The sequence below is a fragment of the Variovorax sp. Varisp41 genome (assembly GCF_047325085.1).
In the GTDB taxonomy this organism is placed as follows: domain Bacteria; phylum Pseudomonadota; class Gammaproteobacteria; order Burkholderiales; family Burkholderiaceae_C; genus Variovorax.
The window spans coordinates 4,715,283-4,732,997 of record NZ_CP168540.1; the positions used below are offsets into that span (position 1 = coordinate 4,715,283).

The 17,715-nt window shown below is 69.2% G+C and carries 15 protein-coding genes; 10 read left to right on the plus strand and 5 right to left on the minus strand.

Features of this window, described 5'->3' with window-relative positions; genetic code table 11:
* Positions 1-79: 79 nt before the first annotated feature.
* Positions 80-556, minus strand: a complete 477-nt coding sequence (locus ACEN9J_RS21760; RefSeq protein WP_057594358.1) for an Lrp/AsnC family transcriptional regulator — start codon at positions 554-556, stop codon at positions 80-82.
* A 178-nt stretch (positions 557-734) separates the two neighbouring features.
* Here ACEN9J_RS21760 and ACEN9J_RS21765 point away from each other — a divergent pair, with 178 nt between their 5' ends.
* The 5 genes from ACEN9J_RS21765 (at position 735) to ACEN9J_RS21785 (ending at position 10,503) form a co-directional block, all read left to right on the plus strand.
* Positions 735-4,337 carry an indolepyruvate ferredoxin oxidoreductase family protein gene (locus ACEN9J_RS21765; protein ID WP_261212843.1) on the plus strand — a complete coding sequence of 1,201 codons (3,603 nt, stop codon included), beginning with the start codon at positions 735-737 and terminating at the stop codon, positions 4,335-4,337.
* A gap of 331 nt (positions 4,338-4,668) precedes the next feature.
* Entirely contained in the window at positions 4,669-5,001 is a 333-nt protein-coding gene (gene yajC / locus ACEN9J_RS21770) for a preprotein translocase subunit YajC (protein WP_057594360.1), read from the plus strand.
* A 93-nt stretch (positions 5,002-5,094) separates the two neighbouring features.
* The gene (secD, locus tag ACEN9J_RS21775; protein ID WP_413762035.1) at positions 5,095-6,987 is read left to right on the plus strand and encodes a protein translocase subunit SecD; all 1,893 of its coding nucleotides are present in this window, start codon (positions 5,095-5,097) and stop codon (positions 6,985-6,987) included.
* Positions 6,988-6,999: 12 nt separating this feature from the next.
* On the plus strand, positions 7,000-7,953 hold the full coding sequence (gene secF / locus ACEN9J_RS21780; protein ID WP_057594362.1) for a protein translocase subunit SecF: 954 nt from the start codon (positions 7,000-7,002) through the stop codon (positions 7,951-7,953).
* A 165-nt stretch (positions 7,954-8,118) separates the two neighbouring features.
* A complete protein-coding gene (locus tag ACEN9J_RS21785) occupies positions 8,119-10,503 on the plus strand; it encodes a DUF1631 family protein (protein WP_413762036.1) in 2,385 nt (794 codons plus the stop codon).
* Between the two features lie 13 nt (positions 10,504-10,516).
* Here the strand turns inward: ACEN9J_RS21785 and ACEN9J_RS21790 are convergent, their stop codons facing one another.
* The 3 genes from ACEN9J_RS21790 to ACEN9J_RS21800 all read right to left on the minus strand — a co-directional run bounded on the left by ACEN9J_RS21790 (position 10,517) and on the right by ACEN9J_RS21800 (position 13,548).
* The gene (locus tag ACEN9J_RS21790; protein WP_057594364.1) at positions 10,517-11,035 is read right to left on the minus strand and encodes a DUF494 family protein; all 519 of its coding nucleotides are present in this window, start codon (positions 11,033-11,035) and stop codon (positions 10,517-10,519) included.
* 127 nt (positions 11,036-11,162) lie between these two features.
* Positions 11,163-12,317, minus strand: coding sequence for a DNA-processing protein DprA (dprA, locus tag ACEN9J_RS21795; protein ID WP_413762037.1), 1,155 nt, complete (start codon positions 12,315-12,317; stop codon positions 11,163-11,165).
* Positions 12,318-12,333: 16 nt separating this feature from the next.
* Positions 12,334-13,548, minus strand: a complete 1,215-nt coding sequence (locus ACEN9J_RS21800; protein WP_261212847.1) for a LysM peptidoglycan-binding domain-containing protein — start codon at positions 13,546-13,548, stop codon at positions 12,334-12,336.
* A gap of 160 nt (positions 13,549-13,708) precedes the next feature.
* Between ACEN9J_RS21800 and def the strand changes: the two genes are divergently transcribed.
* Genes def through ACEN9J_RS21825 form a run of 5 tightly spaced genes read left to right on the plus strand, consistent with a single transcriptional unit; the run spans position 13,709 to position 16,776 of the window.
* A complete protein-coding gene (gene def / locus ACEN9J_RS21805; protein WP_057594367.1) occupies positions 13,709-14,230 on the plus strand; it encodes a peptide deformylase in 522 nt (173 codons plus the stop codon).
* 3 nt (positions 14,231-14,233) lie between these two features.
* Entirely contained in the window at positions 14,234-14,737 is a 504-nt protein-coding gene (locus tag ACEN9J_RS21810) for a hypothetical protein (protein ID WP_057594368.1), read from the plus strand.
* Positions 14,734-15,693 (plus strand): methionyl-tRNA formyltransferase, encoded by a 960-nt coding sequence (gene fmt, locus ACEN9J_RS21815; protein ID WP_413762038.1) that lies wholly within the window; start codon positions 14,734-14,736, stop codon positions 15,691-15,693. The genes ACEN9J_RS21810 and fmt overlap by 4 nt, the downstream gene beginning before the upstream one ends.
* Positions 15,694-15,700: 7 nt before the next feature.
* Complete coding sequence (locus ACEN9J_RS21820; protein WP_057594369.1) at positions 15,701-16,441, plus strand: AzlC family ABC transporter permease; 741 nt, start codon at positions 15,701-15,703, stop codon at positions 16,439-16,441.
* Positions 16,438-16,776, plus strand: a complete 339-nt coding sequence (locus ACEN9J_RS21825) for an AzlD domain-containing protein (RefSeq protein ID WP_057594370.1) — start codon at positions 16,438-16,440, stop codon at positions 16,774-16,776. Before ACEN9J_RS21820 ends, ACEN9J_RS21825 begins: the two co-directional genes overlap by 4 nt.
* Here ACEN9J_RS21825 and ACEN9J_RS21830 read toward each other — a convergent pair.
* The gene (locus ACEN9J_RS21830) at positions 16,760-17,704 is read right to left on the minus strand and encodes an NAD(P)-dependent oxidoreductase (protein WP_413762039.1); all 945 of its coding nucleotides are present in this window, start codon (positions 17,702-17,704) and stop codon (positions 16,760-16,762) included. The two genes, ACEN9J_RS21825 and ACEN9J_RS21830, sit on opposite strands and share 17 nt — an antisense overlap.
* Positions 17,705-17,715: the final 11 nt, after the last annotated feature.

The window sequence follows — 17,715 nt, forward strand, 5'->3', positions numbered from 1 at the left end:
TGGCACTGCAAACAATGGTCATCCCCGCAAGCGAGCGCTCACAAAAGCGCCGCGGGGCGGAGAAAAGTCATGGCCGCCGCTACTTCGCCAGGTGCCCCAGCGGCAGCGCGCTGCTCGCCTTCACCTCTCCGAGCGAGAAGCTGGTGTGCAGGTCCTTCACGTTCGGCAGGTTCATCAGGTGCTGCCGCGCGAAGGCGGAGAAACCGTCGAGGTCGCGCGCCACCACCTGCAACTCGAAGGTGCCCGTGCCGCTGATGTAGTGGCAGGCCACGACCTCGGGCATCTTGCGGATGGCGTCCTCGAGCTTGCGGGTCGCTTCGTTGGTGACGCGCTCGGTGTCGACGCGCACGAAAGCGAGCACGCCCAGCCCGATCTTGTGCCGATCGATCTCGGCGCGGTAGCCCTTGATGAAGCCGGCCTCTTCCAGCGCGCGCACGCGGCGCCAGCAGGGCGCGGCCGACAGGCCCACGCGCTGCGCAAGCTCGGCGTTGGTGAGGCGGCCGTCGGTCTGCAGTTCTTGCAGGATGGCAAGGTCGAACTTGTCAATGCTTTCCATAAGCCTCGATATTAAGCAATCTTCTTTCTGGAAGTGGCTTTTTGGGGGCATGGAAAGCAAACACCTGTCGCGGACCCCGGCATACACTTTGCGTGATCATGGGCTCGCGCCCGACCGGGCACAGACCCGCACCTATCAGCCAGGCCCACAAGGCCCTGCCACCACGGAGACGACAGACATGAATGCCCCGCTGCCCGAGCACATCCGCCGCGCGCTAGAAACCGTCACGCTCGACGACAAATACAGCCTCGACTACGGGCGCGCATTCATGAGCGGGGTCCAGGCCCTGGTCAAGCTGCCGATGCTGCAGCGCCTGCGCGACAAGCAGGTCGGCAAGAACACGGCCGGCTTCATCAGCGGCTACCGCGGCTCGCCGCTCGGCGGCTACGACCAGGCGCTGTGGAAGGCCAGCAAGTTCCTCAAGGAACAGAACATCGTCTTCCAGCCCGGCGTGAACGAAGAGCTCGCGGCCACCGCGCTGTGGGGCACCCAGCAGCTGGGCTTCTCGCCGCAGGGCACCAACAAGTTCGACGGCGTCTTCGGCATCTGGTACGGCAAGGGCCCGGGCGTGGACCGCTGCTCCGACGTCTTCAAGCACGCCAACATGGCGGGCACCACCGCCTGGGGTGGCGTGATCGCGGTGGCCGGCGACGACCACATCTCCAAGAGCAGCACGGCCGCGCACCAGAGCGACCACATCTTCAAGGCCTGCGGCACGCCGGTGTTCTTCCCGGCCAACGTGCAGGAAATCCTCGACCTCGGCATCCACGCCTTCGCGCTGAGCCGCTTCTCGGGCGTGTGGTCGGGCATGAAGACGATCCAGGAGATCGTCGAGTCGAGCGCCACGGCCATGATCGACCCCGAGCGCGTCGACATCGTGATCCCGACCGACTTCGAGATGCCGCCCGGCGGCCTGCACATCCGCTGGCCCGACCATGCGCTGGAGCAGGAAGCCCGGCTCATGCACTACAAGTGGTATGCCGCGCTGGCCTACATCCGCGCCAACCGCCTCAACCACAACGTGATCGAAGGCCCGAACGACCGCTTCGGCATCATGGCCAGCGGCAAGGCCTACAACGACACCCGCCAGGCCCTGATCGACCTGGGCCTGGACGACGCGGCCTGCCGCCAGCTCGGCATCCGGCTGCACAAGGTGGGCGTGGTGTGGCCGCTCGAGGCGCAGCTCACGCGCGAGTTCGCCACCGGCCTGCAGGAGATCCTGGTGGTCGAGGAGAAGCGCCAGGTCATCGAATACCAGCTCAAGGAAGAGCTCTACAACTGGCGCTCCGACGTGCGGCCCAACGTGGTCGGCAAGTTCGACGAGGGCGAGGTGCACGCGGCCGAGGGCTACTCGGGCGGCGAATGGTCGATGCCCAACCCGACCGCCCACACGCTGCTGCGCGCCAATGCCGACCTGAACCCGGCGCTGATCGCCAAGGCCATCGCCGGGCGCCTCAAGAAGACGGGCCTGCTGCCCGCCGGCTCCGACATGGCGGCGCGCATCGACGCGCAGCTCGCGATCCTCGAGGCCAAGGAGCGCTCGATGCAGGTGATCCAGGCCGAGGGCGTGAAGGACGCGCGCCAGCCCTGGTTCTGCTCGGGCTGCCCGCACAACACCAGCACCGTGGTGCCCGAGGGCTCGCGCGCCATGGGCGGCATCGGCTGCCACTTCATGGCGACCTGGATGGACCGCTCCACCATCGGCTTCACGCAGATGGGCGGCGAGGGCGTGCCGTGGGTGGGCCAGCAGCCGTTCACGACCGACCAGCACATCTTCGCCAACCTCGGCGACGGCACCTACTTCCACAGCGGCCTGCTGGCGATCCGCCAGAGCATCGCGGCCGGCGTGAACATCACCTACAAGATCCTCTACAACGACGCCGTCGCGATGACCGGCGGCCAGACCGTGGGCGAGCGCCCCGAGGGCCACTCGGTGCTGCAGATCGCCGAGAGCCTGCATGCCGAGGGCGCCAAGAAGGTCGTGATCGTGACCGACGAGCCCGAGAAGTACGAGGGCGTCAGCATCCCGGGCGACCACGTGCAGGTCAAGCACCGCGACCTGCTCGACGAGATCCAGCGCGAGTTCCGCGCGATGCCCGGCACCACGGCCATCATCTACGACCAGACCTGCGCCACCGAGAAGCGCCGCCGCCGCAAGCGGGGCACGGCCGTCGACCCGGCCAAGCGCGTGGTCATCAACGAGCTGGTCTGCGAAGGCTGCGGCGACTGCGGCGTGCAGAGCAACTGCCTGAGCGTGGAGCCGCTGGAGACCGAGTTCGGCCGCAAGCGCGCGATCAACCAGAGCACCTGCAACAAGGACATGAGCTGCCTGAAGGGCTTCTGCCCGAGCTTCGTCAGCGTCGAGGGCGGCCAGCTCAAGAAGAAGGCGAAGAACAAGGCGGCCACGCCGGCCGAGTTCGGTCTGCTGCCCGAGCCCGCGATCCCGTCGCTGGACGGTGGCAAGGTCTGGGGCGTGGTGGTGGCCGGTGTCGGCGGCACCGGCGTGATCACCATCGGCCAGTTGCTGGGCATGGCCGCGCACATCGAGGCCAAGGGCATCGTCACGCAGGACGCGGCCGGCCTGGCGCAGAAGGGCGGCGCCACCTGGAGCCACGTGCTGATCGGCGACACCCAGGGCGACATCCGCACCACCCGCGTGGGCACCGCGGCGGCCGACCTGATCCTGGCCTGCGACCCGCTGGTGTCGGTGAACGGCGAAACCATGGCGCGCATGCGCGAGGGCCGCACCCACGTGGCGCTCAACACGCACAGCACGCCCACCGCGGCCTTCGTGCGCAATGCCAACTGGCAGAACCCCGAGGACGCCTGTGCCGCCGAGATTGCGCGCGCCGTGGGTGCCGAGGGCGTGGGCGCCTTCGATGCCGACGCGGCCGCGACCGCGCTGATGGGCGACACCATCTACGTCAACCCGATGATCCTGGGCTACGCCTGGCAGAAGGGCTGGATCCCGCTGGCGCACGAGTCGCTGATGCGCGCGATCGAGCTCAATGCCGTGGCGATCGACAACAACAAGGCCGCCTTCGAATGGGGCCGCCAGGCCGCCGTGCGGCCCGACGAGCTGCAAAAGCGCGTGCGTCCCGGCCAGGTGATCGAGTTCAAGAAGCGCGAGAGCGTCGACAGCCTGGTGGCGCGCCGCGTCGAGTTCCTGACCGGCTACCAGAACGCGGCCTATGCCGACGAGTACCGCCGTTTCGTCGCCAAGGTGCAGCAGGCCGAGACCAGCCTGACCGGCAAGAGCTCGCTGACCGAGGCGGTCGCGCGCTACCTGTTCAAGCTCATGGCCTACAAGGACGAGTACGAGGTCGCGCGGCTGCACACCGACCGCGCCTTCCTCGAGCGCATCGAGGGCATGTTCGAGGGCGACTTCAAGCTCAACTACCACCTCGCGCCGCCGCTGATCGCGAAGAAGAACGCCAAGGGCCAGCTCGTGAAGCAGAAGTTCGGCCCCTCGATGCTGACGGGCTTCAGGCTGCTGGCGAAGCTCAAGGGCCTGCGCGGCACCGCCTTCGACGTGTTCGGCCGCACCGAGGAGCGCAAGACCGAGCGTGCGCTGATCGGCGAGTACCGCGCGAGCATCGACGAGGTGATCGGTGCGCTGCGCGCCGACAACCATGCGCTGGCGCTCGAGATCGCCACGCTGCCCGAGCAGATCCGCGGCTACGGCCACGTGAAGGAGCGCAACCTCGAGGCCGCGCGCATCCGCTGGAACGAGCTGCTGGCCAGGTGGCGCCAGCCCCGGGCCGAGCGCGCCGCGGCCTGAGCGCGCGCCCGGCCGCGTCGGTGCCGGGCCCGCGGGCCTGGCACCGAAACCGTGCTGTCACAGGCGCGGCTTAGGATTGCTGCTATTCAAAGCATAGCAATCCAGGAGCACCGCCCAAACCTCGAATGCCCACCGCCTCGCGCCGGATAAGCGCGTGGGGCGGCGCTTCGCCACGAATACAATGCCCGGTGCTGTGCGCGGCCCAGCCCGCCGAGCTTCGATTTGCGGCCCGTGCCCGTGGACCCCTGGCCCGTTGAAGGCCCTGGTGTCGCCAGACCCCGAGCGCGGCTCGCGCCGGCGCCCTTACCTCTTCCCTCTGTTGGAGACTTCCTTGTTCATTTCTACTGCTTTCGCCCAGACCGCCGCTCCCGCTGCCGGAGGCGGCGACATGATGTCCTCGCTGGGCAGCATGCTCCCCCTGGTGCTCATGTTCGTGGTGCTGTATTTCGTCATGATCCGCCCGCAGATGAAGCGCCAGAAGGAAGCCCGCGCCATGATCGAGGCGCTGGTCAAGGGCGACGAAGTCGCCACCGCCGGCGGCGTGCTCGGCAAGATCACCTCGGTCGGCGACCAGTACCTGGGCCTCGAGATCGCCAACGGCGTCGAGATCAAGGTGCAGCGCAGCTCGGTGGTGCAGGTGCTGCCCAAGGGCGCCGTCAAATAAGAAAGAAAAGCGTGGCCCGGTCTTGCGCTTCGTTGCCCCGGACCTCAAGTCACGCCGTGTCCCGTTCCTGCCGTCTCTGAAAAGCGCGATCTCATGAACCGTTACCCGGTCTGGAAGTACGCGATCATCGTGATCGTGCTGCTCGTGGGGCTGATCTATGCCCTGCCCAATTTCTTCGGCGAGGCGCCTGCGGTGCAGGTCTCGTCGGCCAAGTCGACCGTCAAGGTCGACGCCGCCACCCAGACCCGCGTCGAGGAGGCCCTGAAGGCGGGCAACCTCGTGCCCGATCTAATCACGCTCGACGGCGGTTCGCTGCGCGCGCGCTTCGGCAGCCCCGACGAGCAGCTCAAGGCGCGCGACCTGATCCAGCACGCGCTGGTGCCCGACGCCGCCGACCCGCCCTACACGGTGGCGCTGAACCTGGTGTCGCGCTCGCCCAAGTGGCTCACCGCGCTGCACGCCTTCCCGATGTACCTGGGGCTCGACCTGCGCGGCGGCGTCGACTTCCTGCTGCAGGTCGACATGAAGGGCGCCATCGACAAGAAGGCCGAGTCCTTCGCGAGCGACCTGCGCACCAACTTCCGCTCGAAGGACATCCGCGGCACCCAGGTGAGCCGCAACGGCCAGGCCGTCGAGGTGACCTTCCGCGACGCCGCGGCGCTGGAAAAGGCCAAGCAGCTGATCCAGGACCAGTTCCCCGACCTCACGACCACCGACGGTCCGGACGGCAGCAACTGGCGCCTCGTCGCCACCATCAAGCCCGAGGCCGCGCGCCGTCTGCAGGACGCCGCGCTCAAGCAGAACATCACCACGCTGCACAACCGGATCAACGAACTCGGCGTGGCCGAACCCGTGATCCAGCAGCAGGGCATCGACCGCATCGTGGTGCAGCTGCCGGGCGTGCAGGACACGGCCAAGGCCAAGGAAATCCTCGGCCGCACCGCCACCCTCGAGATGCGCCTGGTCGACGAATCGTCCGAAGGCCGCGCGGCCGAGCTCAGCGGCGGGCCGGTGCCCTTCGGTTCGGAGAAGTTCTTCGACCGCGCGGGCCGCCCGGTGATCGTCAAGAAGCAGGTGCTGGTCACCGGCGAGAACCTCACCGACGCGCAGCCCGGCTTCGATCAGCAGAGCAACCAGCCCAAGGTCGACCTGACGATGGACGCCAAGGGCGGCAACATCATGCGCGACGTCAGCCGCGAGAACTACAAGAAGCGCATGGCAATGATGATCTTCGAGAAGGGCAAGGGCGAAGTGCTCACGGCTCCCTCGATCAACGGCGAGCTGGGCAACCGCTTCCAGGTCTCGGGCTCGATGAGCGTGAGCGAGGCCAACGACCTCGCGCTGCTGCTGCGCGCCGGCTCGCTGGCCGCGCCGATGGAGATCATCCAGGAACGCACCATCGGCCCGACGCTGGGCGCCGACAACATCGACAAGGGCATCAAGTCCGTGATGTACGGCTTCCTGGCGATCATGGTCTTCATGTGCGTGTACTACGCGCTGTTCGGCCTGTTCTCGTCGATCGCGCTGGCGGTCAACCTGCTGCTGCTGGTCGCGCTGCTGTCGATGATCCAGGCCACGCTCACGCTGCCCGGCATCGCGGCCATGGCGCTCGCGATCGGCGTGGCGATCGACTCCAACGTGCTGATCAACGAACGCGTGCGCGAGGAGCTGCGCAACGGCGCCTCGCCGCAGGCGGCCATCCACGCCGGCTACGACCGCGCCTGGGGCACCATCCTCGACTCCAACGTGACCACGCTGATCGCGGGTATCGCGCTGCTGGCCTTCGGTTCCGGCCCGGTGCGCGGCTTCGCGGTGGTGCACTGCCTGGGCATCGTGACCTCGATGTTCTCGGCCGTGTTCTTCTCGCGCGGCATCGTGAACTTCTGGTACGGCGGCAAGAAGAAGCTCAAGAGCGTGTCGATCGGCACCGTCTGGCGCCCCAAGACCGATACCGCCGACGGCACGTCCGTGGCCCAAGCCAAGTAAGGAAAGAAGGCCATGGAGTTCTTCCGCATCCACCGCACCATTCCGTTCATGCGCCATGCCCTGGTGCTGAACATCATCTCCTTCGCGACCTTCGCGCTGGCGGTGTTCTTCCTGATGCACCGCGGCCTGCACCTGTCGGTCGAGTTCACCGGCGGTACCGTGATGGAGGTGGCCTATTCGCAGCCCGCCGACGTCGGCAAGATCCGCGACGCCGTGAGCAAGCTCGGCTACCAGGAAGTGCTGGTGCAGAACTACGGCAGCTCGCGCGACGTGCAGATCCGCCTGCCGGCGCGCCAGGGCATGAGCGCCGAGCAGCAGAGCGTGCCGGTGATGGCCGCGCTCAAGGCCATCGACCCTTCCGCCACGCAGCGCGGCATCGAGTTCGTCGGCCCGCAGGTGGGCGAGGAGCTCACCACCAACGGCCTGAAGGCGCTGGGCATGGTGGTGGTCGGGATCATGATCTACCTGGCGTTCCGCTTCGAATGGAAGTTCGCGCTCGCCACCGTGCTGGCCAACCTGCACGACGTGGTGATCATCCTGGGCTTCTTCGCCTTCTTCCAGTGGGAGTTCTCGCTCGCCGTGCTGGCGGCGGTGCTGGCGGTGCTGGGCTACTCGGTGAACGAATCGGTCGTGATCTTCGACCGGATCCGCGAGAACTTCCGGCGCTACCGGAAGATGACGACCACCGAGATCATCGACAACGCGATCACCTCGACCATCAGCCGGACCATCATCACCCACGGCTCCACGCAGCTCGTGGTGCTGTCGATGTTCTTCTTCGGCGGCCCGACGCTGCACTACTTCGCGCTGGCGCTCACCATCGGCATCTGCTTCGGCATCTATTCGTCGTGCTTCGTGGCGGCCGCCATTGCGATGTGGCTCGGCATCAAGCGCGAGGACCTGATCAAGGGCCCGATCAAGCGCGAAGGCGATCCGGACGATCCGAACGCCGGCGCGGTGGTCTGAAGCGGCGCCCCTGCGGCGTGCGCTGGGCAAGGTAAAGTCGGGCCCGTCCTTCGCCGCGAGGCGCCCATGCAACGCGACCGGGCGCGCACCCTTGTGCGGATGCGCTTCCCGATGCAAGCTCGCGTCTGTCGGGTGAAACCGGTACCTGCCCCCTGATCTTCCTCAATGAGCATTGCGCGATCAGCCTCGTCCCTGCAGCTCGCTCGCGAGACGCGTGAGCGTTTCGTGCTGGCGACGGAAGGCGCCATCGTTCCGTTGGCCCGCGCCGTCCGCGACCGCCTGACCCAGCTGGCTTCCGAAGTCGGCAGCGCGCGCGCCATGCAGGAGCACCGCGACGATTTCGTGGCGTTCCAGGGCAATGCCTCGCAATGGGTGTCGCTCGCGCAGACCGGCTGGCGCAAGGCGCTCGGCGAGAGCGGCCCCAGCGGCTTCCACAGCTCGACCTCGCACACGCAGATGCTGCGGCTCGAGCTGATCGGCGACGAGGTGGTGGAAAGCAACATCCTCTCCTCGCGCCTCGCGCAGGTGATCCACGACCGCGCGAGCTTCGAGCTCAGCGACCTGCGGCTGCGCATCCAGCACCTCGAGGGCACGAGCGAGCTCGACGGCAAGGACGTGCTCAAGCCCGAGACCCTGGCCAAGCTGCTGGTCGAGCAATGGCTGGCCGCCGGCCTGAGCCGCCAGCTCTGGGCCCGCGTGCAGGAGACGGTGCAGGCGCAGCTGGTCGACGTGGTCGCCAAGGCTTATGAAGACGCCAACGCCCACCTGGTCGCCAACGGCGTGATGCCCGAGATCGACCTCAAGAGCTTCGTGCGGCGCACGGGCGGCGCGACCGGCCCGGGCGCTCCGGGCGCTCCGGGCACAGCGGGCGCAGCGGGCGTTTGGCAAGCCGGCGGCCCCGTGGCGCCGGGCGGCGCGATGTCGTCGACGGCCTCCGTGCCCGGCACGTTCCAGCGCGGCGGCGGCGTGCCCTCCGGCGGCTCGCCGCTCGCCACGGCTCGCCAGCGCGCCCAGACCGCGCTGCTGAACCTCAAGCGCTTCGTCACCGGCCGCATCGGCGGCGACACCGGCAACAGCACGCAGCCGGCCTCGTCGATCGGTATCGACGGCCGCGGCACTGCCGGCGGCGCCGACTTCGGCGCGCCGCGGCCCTTCTCGCGCACCTTCGCGGGCGCCATCGCCGATGCCGAGGCCGCCTACCGCGCGGCCGCCACCCAGTACCTGGATGCCCCGGGCGAGCAGGCCACGCTGATCCAGCAGAGCGCGGTCGACCTGCGCCGTCGCAGCACCGAACTCAAGAAGCGCGCGCCGACCACCGCCGACAAGGCCACGGTCGAGATCGTCGCGCTGATGTTCCAGGCCATCCTGGCCGAGGAGCGCATTCCGTTCTCGGCGCGCGTGTGGTTCGCGCGGCTGCAGATGCCGGTGCTGCGCGTGGCCATCGCCGAGCCCGAGTTCTTCGGCACGCTGCAGCATCCCGCGCGCATGCTGATCGACCGCATGGGCTCGTGCGTGATGGGCTTCGACGCGGCCGCGATCTCGGGCAGCGCGCTCGAGAACGAGATCAAGCGCGTGGTGCAGGTGATCGAGCAGTACCCCGAGACCGGGCAGCGCGTCTTCAAGCTGGTGTTCGACGAATTCGTCGCCTTCCTCAACCGCTACCTCACGCAGAGCGACACCGCGCAGCGCGTGATGAGCGTGGCGCAGCAGGTCGAGCAGAAGGAGACGATGGCGATCCAGTACACCATCGAGTTGCGCAAGATGCTCAACGACATGCCGGTGCGCGACGAGATCCGCGAGTTCCTGTTCAAGGTCTGGGCCGAGGTGCTGGCGATCGCCGCGTTGCGCTACGGCGGCCAGGACGAGCAGACCGTGACGCTCAAGCGCGCCGCCTCCGAACTGGTGTGGGCCGCGAGCGCCAAGCCCAGCCGTACCGACCGCGCGCGCGTGATCCAGGACCTGCCGCAGCTGCTGCAGCGGCTGCGCCAGGGCATGGCGCTGCTGGGCATCGTCGACGAGCCGCAGGAGGCCTATATCAAGACCATCGGCGCCACGCTGTCCGATGCCTTCATGCTCAAGACCGAGGCCATCCCGCAGGCCAAGATCGAGGCCATGGCCGAGCGGCTCGCGCACCTCGAGGACTTCGTGAGCGACAGCGGCGGCGATGCCGACCTGCCGCTCGACGCCACCAACATCGAGCTGCTGCTCGGCGTGGACGCGAGCGCGATCGAGGTCGTGGCCGACACGGCGGGCGCGCGGGCGAGCGAGGACATGCTGGCCTGGGCCAACGAGCTGCAGGTGGGCACCTGGTTCATGCTCGACCACAACGACCGCGTGAGCCAGGTCCAGTTCGTCTGGCGCAGCGATCGCAAGCAGTTGCACCTGTTCGCCTCGGCCGACGGGCGCAGCTTCCTGATCCAGGCCGGGCGGCTCGCGTCCTACCTGCAGGCCGGGCTGCTGACGCCGGCCGAGGAAGAAACGCTGACGGTGCGCGCCACGCGCGAGGCGCTCGCGAAGCTCGACGCGAATCCCGAGCGCCTGTTGAACTGAGGTGCCGCAGGGCTCAGTGCGCGAGCCGGCCTTCGTGGCTCTCGCAGAGCTCGTCGAGCACCAGCGCATCGGGCTCGATGCCGGTGCTCCAGTGCACCATCAGCACGATGATCTTGAGCTCGTCGAGCGCCACCGGCGCGCCCGGCGCGGCCATCGCGCGCTCGACCACGATCTCGCGCATGTCGCAGGGCAGCACGTTCGAGCCTTCGAGGAACTGGATGAAGCCCAGGCACTCGGCGCCCAGGTGGTCCTGCTCGGCCTGCGAATACACGCGCATCGAATCGGGCGACTGCGGCCGCGTGGCCTCGGCGCTGCTGCGCAACGCGACCGTGACGCTGCGGCCCTCCTCGTCGTTGCGCTTGAGCTGCACGCCTTGCGTGGCGAGGCTCAGGCCATCGAGCCATTGCAAGGCATCGCGTATCTCCTCGGCCTCGAAGCCGTGGGCGCTGAGCTTGCGGCTCAATTGTTCGGGTTCAGGGCAGGCATCGCTGCGCCAGTAGTTTTCGTAGACGAACACGAGCACTTCGAACATGGGCCCAATATAGCCCACGATCATGGACACGACGCGACGCGTGGTGCAAATGCAAGGATCGGCGTAAATACCGATGGCCGCCCGCGAGGCCGTGCGCGACGGTGGCGGGTGGTGCGCGTTCGTGCGCTCAGGCCGCGCCCATGCGCTGGAACAATCCGCCCGGCAGGCGCGCGACCTGGCCCTCGAGTTCGAGCTCGAGCATGCGGGCCTGCAGCGCCGCGGCACTCCAGCCGGTGCGCGCGCCCAGTGCATCGAGGCTCACCGGATCGAAGCCCAGGGCCTCGAGCAACGGATCCCCGTGGTCCGTGCCGCCGCTCCACGGCCTGAAGGCGTCCGGCGATGGCTGCTGCGCGAGCGGCTGCAATTCCTCGAGGATGTCGGCCACCGACTCGACCAGCTTCGCGCCCTGGCGGATCAGCGCGTGGCAGCCGCGCGACTGCGGCGAGTGGATCGAGCCGGGGATCGCGAACACCTCCTTGCCCTGCTCGGAGGTGAGCCGCGCCGTGATCAGCGAGCCCGAGGCCAGTGCCGCCTCGACCACCAGCGTGCCGCGCGCGAGTCCCGCGATCAGCCGGTTGCGCTTCGGAAAGTTCTGCGTGAGCGGCGGCGTGCCGAGCAGGAACTCGCTCACGATCAGGCCCTGCTGCGTGATGCGCTGCGCGAGCTCGCGGTGCCGTGCCGGATAGACGCGGTCGAGCCCGGTGCCGACCACCGCCACCGTGGCGAGCCGCGGCCCGGTGCCCGCGGCATCGGCCGCGTCGAGCGCGCCCTGGTGCGCGGCGCCGTCCACGCCGAGCGCCAGGCCCGAGATCACGGGCAGGCCGGCTTCGCCGAGCGCGCGGCCGAAGGCGCGCGCGTTCGAGGCGCCCTGCGGCGTCGGGTTGCGGCTGCCGACCACGGCGAGGCTGTGGCCGAGCTGGGTCAGGTCGAAGGCTTCGGCGCCCAGAACGTGCAGCATCAGCGGCGGGTCGGCGGTCTCGAGCAGCGAGCGCGGATAGCCGGCATCGCCGAGCGTGACGATGCGGCGCACCACCGCGTCCTCGCCGTCCTCTCGCTGGCGCAGCCATAGCTGGGTCTGGTCGATCAGCGCCTGCAGGTTGGGCGGCATCTGTCGCAGCGCCGCGGCCTGGGCCTCGCTCACGACCTGCCGCAGCGCGGTCTCGCTCTGGGCGAAGACATCGGCCGGCAGGCCGAAGGCGGCCAGCAGGCGGCGCGCGGCGCCGTCGCCGATGCCCGGCGTCAGCGACAGCCGCAGCCAGCCCGCGAGTTCTGCGCGGTCCACGCGAGAACCGGGTGGGTCAGGGGTTGACGATGAAGTCGCCGGCGCGCGGGGTGTCGTTGATTTCGAGCACCAGCGCGTACGAGACCTTCTCGAAGGGACGGAACACCATCAGCAGGCCGATGCGTTCGTTCGGCAGCTTGATGGTTTCCTTCCTGTCGCCCGTGCGGTCGAGGATGGTCTCGCCGTTCTTGAGGATCGCCAGCACATGGCCGCTGTCGATGCCGTCGCGCGTGCCCTTGTTGATGGCCACCACCTGGTTCTGCGCCGCGAACTGCACCGCGTTGCCGTAGACCGAGACGATGCGGCCCTCGACCTGCGTGGACGGCGCGCGCGGCGCGTAGCTCAGCAGCTGGCGCGGCGGCTCGGGCAGCAGGCGGTCGCCGGCGCGGATTTCCTCGCGCGCCGCGATCACGTCGACGGTGGCGGGCACGACCGTGATGTAGTCCTTCTCGTCCTTGGTCTCGACCGTGGTCGACTCGCCGCGCTGCAGCTGGACCTTGCCCAGGTACTGGGCCTCGTAGCCGAGGATCTCGCCGGTGCCGGGGTCCTTGAGCGGCGTGGCGCTGCGGAACACGCGGAAATGCTGGATCGGGCCCGGCACCTCGAGCAGCGGCGAATCCTTCTCGCCGCGCGCGTAGGCGCGGTCGCCGCGCGACAGCAGCACGCGGCTGTCGTTGCCGGCCACGATGCGCGGCGCGGCCTGCAGCGTGTTCTCGTCGACCACGATCGGCTCGCTGAGGAAGGGCTCGATCAGGCTCGGGTTGAGCGTGGGCAGCGCCATGCCGGCCAGCGAGTCGAAGCGCGTGCGCGGCGTGAGCTTGATGGTGCCGCCCTCGCCGCCGACGCCGCGGCGGGTGGTGAGGCGGGCGCGGCCGCCGCTCTTGTCGAGGTAGAGCACCTGGCCCGGGTAGATGCGGTGCGGGTTCGCGATCTCGTTGAGATTCATGCCCCAGAGCTCGGGCCAGCGCCAGGGGCGCAGCAGGTACAGGCGCGAGATGGCCCAGAGCGTGTCGCCAGGCTTGACCGTGTATTCGTCGGGCGCGTTGGGCGCCAGCTCGCTGAGCGGCACGCCGGCCTGCGCGGTCTGCTGGGCCGTGGCGCGCTGCTGCGCGGTGATCGGATAATTCTGCGCCCAGGCCGTGGTGCCGACGCCACCCGCCGCAACGACCGCGAGGGCTGCCAGGGAGGCGGAGAGGTTCGGGCGGCGAGCCGGGATTGGGAGCTTTTTCATGTCTGGATGGGTGAGCGCGCGACGTATCGCGGCGCATACGAATCTCACAATTTGCTACGAATTCTGGCGCCAAGCCCCCGGAAGGGCAACGTTTATCCGGCAAACGCGCGGCCTGGGGCCGCCGAATTGGCGAAAATAGCCACAACTTCCCCCCGATTTCATGGCCAAACGAATCATTCTGAGTTACCCGGACAAGCGCCTGCACACGGTCGCCAAGCCCGTGCAGGGCGTGGACGCGCGCATCAAGGCCCTGGTGGCCGACATGCTCGAGACCATGTACGACGCCAACGGCATCGGACTGGCCGCGACCCAGGTCAACGTGCATGAGCGGGTCGTGGTCATCGACGTGTCGGAAGAGCGCGACCAGCCGCTGGTGCTGATCAATCCCGAGATCACCTGGGCCAGCGACGAGAAGGTCGTCAACGAGGAAGGCTGCCTCTCGGTGCCCGGCATCTACGACGGCGTCGAGCGCTCGACCTCGGTCAAGGTGCAGGCGCTCGACCTCGACGGCGAGCTGCGCAGCCTCGAGGCCGAGGGCCTGCTGGCCGTGTGCATCCAGCACGAGCTCGACCACCTGCTGGGCAAGGTCTTCGTCGAATACCTGTCGCCGCTCAAGCGCAACCGCATCAAGAGCAAGCTGCTCAAGCAACAGCGCGAGGACCTGCGCGAAGGCAGGGCCTGAGCGATGCGCTTCGGTGCCTCGAGCCGCCTGCCCCTCCTCTGCGCCGCCGTCCTGCTGGCGCTCGCCGGCTGCGCCAGCGAACCCACCCGCATCGTCCCCGGCACCTCGGCCGCCGAAACCCTGCAGCGCCTGGGCGAGCCCACGGGCCGCTATCCGCTGAACGGCGGCGGCGAGCGGCTGCAATACTCGCGCACGCCGGCCGGCTTCGAGGTCACCGACATCGACGTCGACGCCAGCGGCAAGGTGGTCTCGGTGACCCAGGTGCTCGACGAGCGCCGCTTCGACCATGACATCCAGGTCGACAAGTGGCGCCAGAACGACGTCATGGCCTTCTACGGCCGCCCCTACGAGATCCGCCGCGTGACCTCCTTCGACGGCAATGTCTGGACCTGGCGCTACAAGGCGGTGAACGAGCGCCGCCTGCTCCATATCTACATCGACCCCGCCGGCGTGGTGCGGCGCTATCACACGGGCGACGACCTCGACTTCGATCGGCTGCGCTGGTGAGCCCGCTGCGCGTCGTTTTCGCGGGCACGCCCGAGTTCGCGCGCGTCGCGCTGGAGGCCATCGCGGCCGCCGGCCATGACGTGGCGCTGGTGCTGACCCAGCCCGACCGCCCGGCCGGCCGCGGCATGAAGCTGCAGGCCTCGCCGGTCAAGCAATGCGCGCTGGCCAGGGGCTGGTCCGTGGCGCAGCCGCGCAGCCTGCGGCTGGACGGCAAGTACCCCGACGAGGCCGCCGCCGCGCGCGAGGCCCTGCTGGCGGCGCGCGCCGACGTGATGGTGGTCGCGGCCTACGGCCTGATCCTGCCGCAGTGGGTGCTCGACCTGCCGCGCCTGGGCTGCCTCAACATCCACGCCAGCCTGCTGCCGCGCTGGCGCGGCGCCGCGCCGATCCACCGCGCCATCGAGGCCGGCGACGCGCGCACCGGCATCACGATCATGCAGATGGATGCCGGCCTCGACACCGGCGACATGCTGTCGGTCGAGGCGCTCGAGATCGGCGAGGACAACACCGCCCGCCTGCACGACCGGCTGGCCGCGCTCGGCGGCCGCATGATCGTCGAGGCGCTGGCCGGCGCCGCCGAAGGCCGGCTGGTGCGCACGCCGCAGCCGGCCGAGGGCGTGACCTACGCCAACAAGGTCGAGAAGCAGGAAGCGCTGATCGACTGGCGGCGGCCCGCCGCCGAGATCGTGCGCCGCATCCGCGCCTTCGATCCCTTCCCGGGCGCCAACAGCCCGCTCGAGAACGAGACCATCAAGCTCTGGGCCGCGCATGCCGTGGCCGGCACGGTCTCGGACGCGCCCGGCACCATCCTCGCGGTGACCGGCGACGGCATCGCGGTGGCGGCCGCCGATGCGGTCGTGACCGTCACCGAGCTCCAGCGTCCGGGCGGCAAGCGCCTGGGCGTCGCCGACTTCCTGCGTGGCTTCGACCTGAAGACCGGCCAGGTGTTCGGGTGAGCGCCTGATGTTCCTGTCGGCCGCCATCCGGCGCCGCCCGCAGTTCCGCGTGGGCGTGCGCGACATGACACCCGTGGCGCTGGGCATCGGCGCCTGGGGCCTGATGACCGGCGTGGCCATGGTCAAGTCGAACATGAGCGTGCTCGAGGCCGTGGCGATGACCCTGCTGGTCTACGCGGGCAGCTCGCAGCTCGCGGCCATTCCGCTGCTGTTCGCGGGCGCGCCGGCCTGGGTGATCCTGGCGACCGGCTTCTGCGTCAACCTGCGCTTCGTGGTCTTCAGCCTGCACCTGCGGCCCTACCTGATGCACATGCCGCGCTGGCGCCGCATGCTGCACGGCTACCTCACGGCCGACATGAGCTATGCGCTGTTCACGAAGCAGTACCCGGCGCCACCGGTCACCGACGAGGAACGGCTCGCGCAGGAGGCTTACCTCACGGGCAACTACGCCGTGACCTGGTGCGCCTGGATGGGCATGAGCCTGCTGGGCATCGCGCTGGCCAACCTGATCCCGCAGAGCTGGGGCCTGGGCTTCGCGGGCGTGCTGAGCCTGGTGGCGATCGTCTGCTCGATGGCCACGACGCGGCTGCGCATCCTCGCGGCGCTGATCGCGGGCGCCACGGCGGTGGCGGCCTATGCGCTGCCGCTCAAGCTCAACATCGTGGCCGCCATCGGCGTGGCGGTGCTGCTGTGCTTCTGGCTCGAGAAGCAGTTCGGCCTCGACCCCGCCGCGGAGGACGACAAGTGAAGGGCGAGACCGACCTCTGGACGCTCGCCGTGATCGTCGGCCTGGCCGGCGTCACCGTGCTCACGCGCTGCTTCTTCTTCATCCTCGACCGGCCCTGGGGCCTGCCCGAGTGGGCGCACCGCGCGCTGCACTACGCGCCGGCCGCCGCGCTGGCCGGCGTGATCGCGCCCGAGATCGTGATGACGCAGGGCCACCTGATCACCTCGCTGCACGACGCGCGCATCTACGCCACCGTGGTCGGCGCGGCCTACTACTACTGGCGCCGCGGCGTGCTCGGCACCATGCTGGCCGGCATGGCGGTGTACCTGCCGCTGCACCTCATCTGGGGCTGGTAGCCGAGCGGATCTCGGTGCCGGCCTCGGTCTCGACCCAACGCACCAGCTCGCTCACGCTCACGCCGGGTCCGCGCGCGGTATCGGCCTGCTGCCATAGCCGGCGGCCCTCCTCGCTGATCGGCGCCGGCATGCCGAGTTCGCGCGCCAGGTCGACCGCGATGCCCATGTCCTTGAGCATCAGCTCGAGCTTGAACGGATCGTCGAAGCTGCGGCTGATCACGCGCTGGTGGATGTGCGTGCGCGTGATCCACGAGCCGCCGGTGGCCTCGTTGAGCACGTCGGTCATCACGGCCGGGTCGAGCCCGGCGCGGGTGCCGATCGCCAGCCCTTCGGCCGTGGCCGTGAGCGTGACGGCGGTGATCAGGTTGTTGAGGCACTTCATGGTGTGGCCGGCGCCGAGCGCGCCCAGGTGGAACACCGCGCGGCCCATCGCGTCGAGCAGCGGGCGCGCGCGCGCCACGTCGGCTTGTGCGCCGCCGACCATGAACACCAGCTCGGCCGCCTGCGCGCCCCAGGCCGCGCCCGAGACCGGTGCGTCGACCATCGCGATGCCGTGTTCGGCCAGCCGCGCGGCGGTCTCGCGCGTGATCCACGGTTCGGCCGAGGAGGTGTCGAGCAGCAGGCCGCCGCGCGCCCAGCCCGCGAGCAGACCGTCGTCGGCGAACACCACCTCGCGCACCACGCGGCCGTTGGGCAGCATGGTCACGATGACGTCGCTGTGCGCCGCCACCTCGCGCAGGCTGGCGCGTGCCGTGATGCCGGGCTGCGACTCGGCGAGCCGCTGCGCCGCGCCGGGCGCGAGGTCGTAGACCGAGACCGCGTGGCCGGCGCGCGCCAGGTGGCCGGCCATGGGCGCGCCCATGACGCCGAGGCCGATGAAGCCGACGCGCTCGCGCGCGGTCGAAGCTGGGGATGGTTCGTTGGACATGAATGAGAGAG

What these genes read in the sequence shown, in the direction of transcription:
- ACEN9J_RS21760 (WP_057594358.1), bottom strand. Translation starts at nt 556, where the DNA reads ATGGAAAGCATTGACAAGTTCGACCTTGCCATCCTGCAAGAACTGCAG.
- ACEN9J_RS21765 (WP_261212843.1), top strand. Translation starts at nt 735, where the DNA reads ATGAATGCCCCGCTGCCCGAGCACATCCGCCGCGCGCTAGAAACCGTC.
- secD (WP_413762035.1), top strand. Translation starts at nt 5,095, where the DNA reads ATGAACCGTTACCCGGTCTGGAAGTACGCGATCATCGTGATCGTGCTG.
- secF (WP_057594362.1), top strand. Translation starts at nt 7,000, where the DNA reads ATGGAGTTCTTCCGCATCCACCGCACCATTCCGTTCATGCGCCATGCC.
- ACEN9J_RS21785 (WP_413762036.1), top strand. Translation starts at nt 8,119, where the DNA reads ATGAGCATTGCGCGATCAGCCTCGTCCCTGCAGCTCGCTCGCGAGACG.
- ACEN9J_RS21790 (WP_057594364.1), bottom strand. Translation starts at nt 11,035, where the DNA reads ATGTTCGAAGTGCTCGTGTTCGTCTACGAAAACTACTGGCGCAGCGAT.
- ACEN9J_RS21800 (WP_261212847.1), bottom strand. Translation starts at nt 13,548, where the DNA reads ATGAAAAAGCTCCCAATCCCGGCTCGCCGCCCGAACCTCTCCGCCTCC.
- def (WP_057594367.1), top strand. Translation starts at nt 13,709, where the DNA reads ATGGCCAAACGAATCATTCTGAGTTACCCGGACAAGCGCCTGCACACG.
- ACEN9J_RS21810 (WP_057594368.1), top strand. Translation starts at nt 14,234, where the DNA reads ATGCGCTTCGGTGCCTCGAGCCGCCTGCCCCTCCTCTGCGCCGCCGTC.
- ACEN9J_RS21820 (WP_057594369.1), top strand. Translation starts at nt 15,701, where the DNA reads ATGTTCCTGTCGGCCGCCATCCGGCGCCGCCCGCAGTTCCGCGTGGGC.
- ACEN9J_RS21830 (WP_413762039.1), bottom strand. Translation starts at nt 17,704, where the DNA reads ATGTCCAACGAACCATCCCCAGCTTCGACCGCGCGCGAGCGCGTCGGC.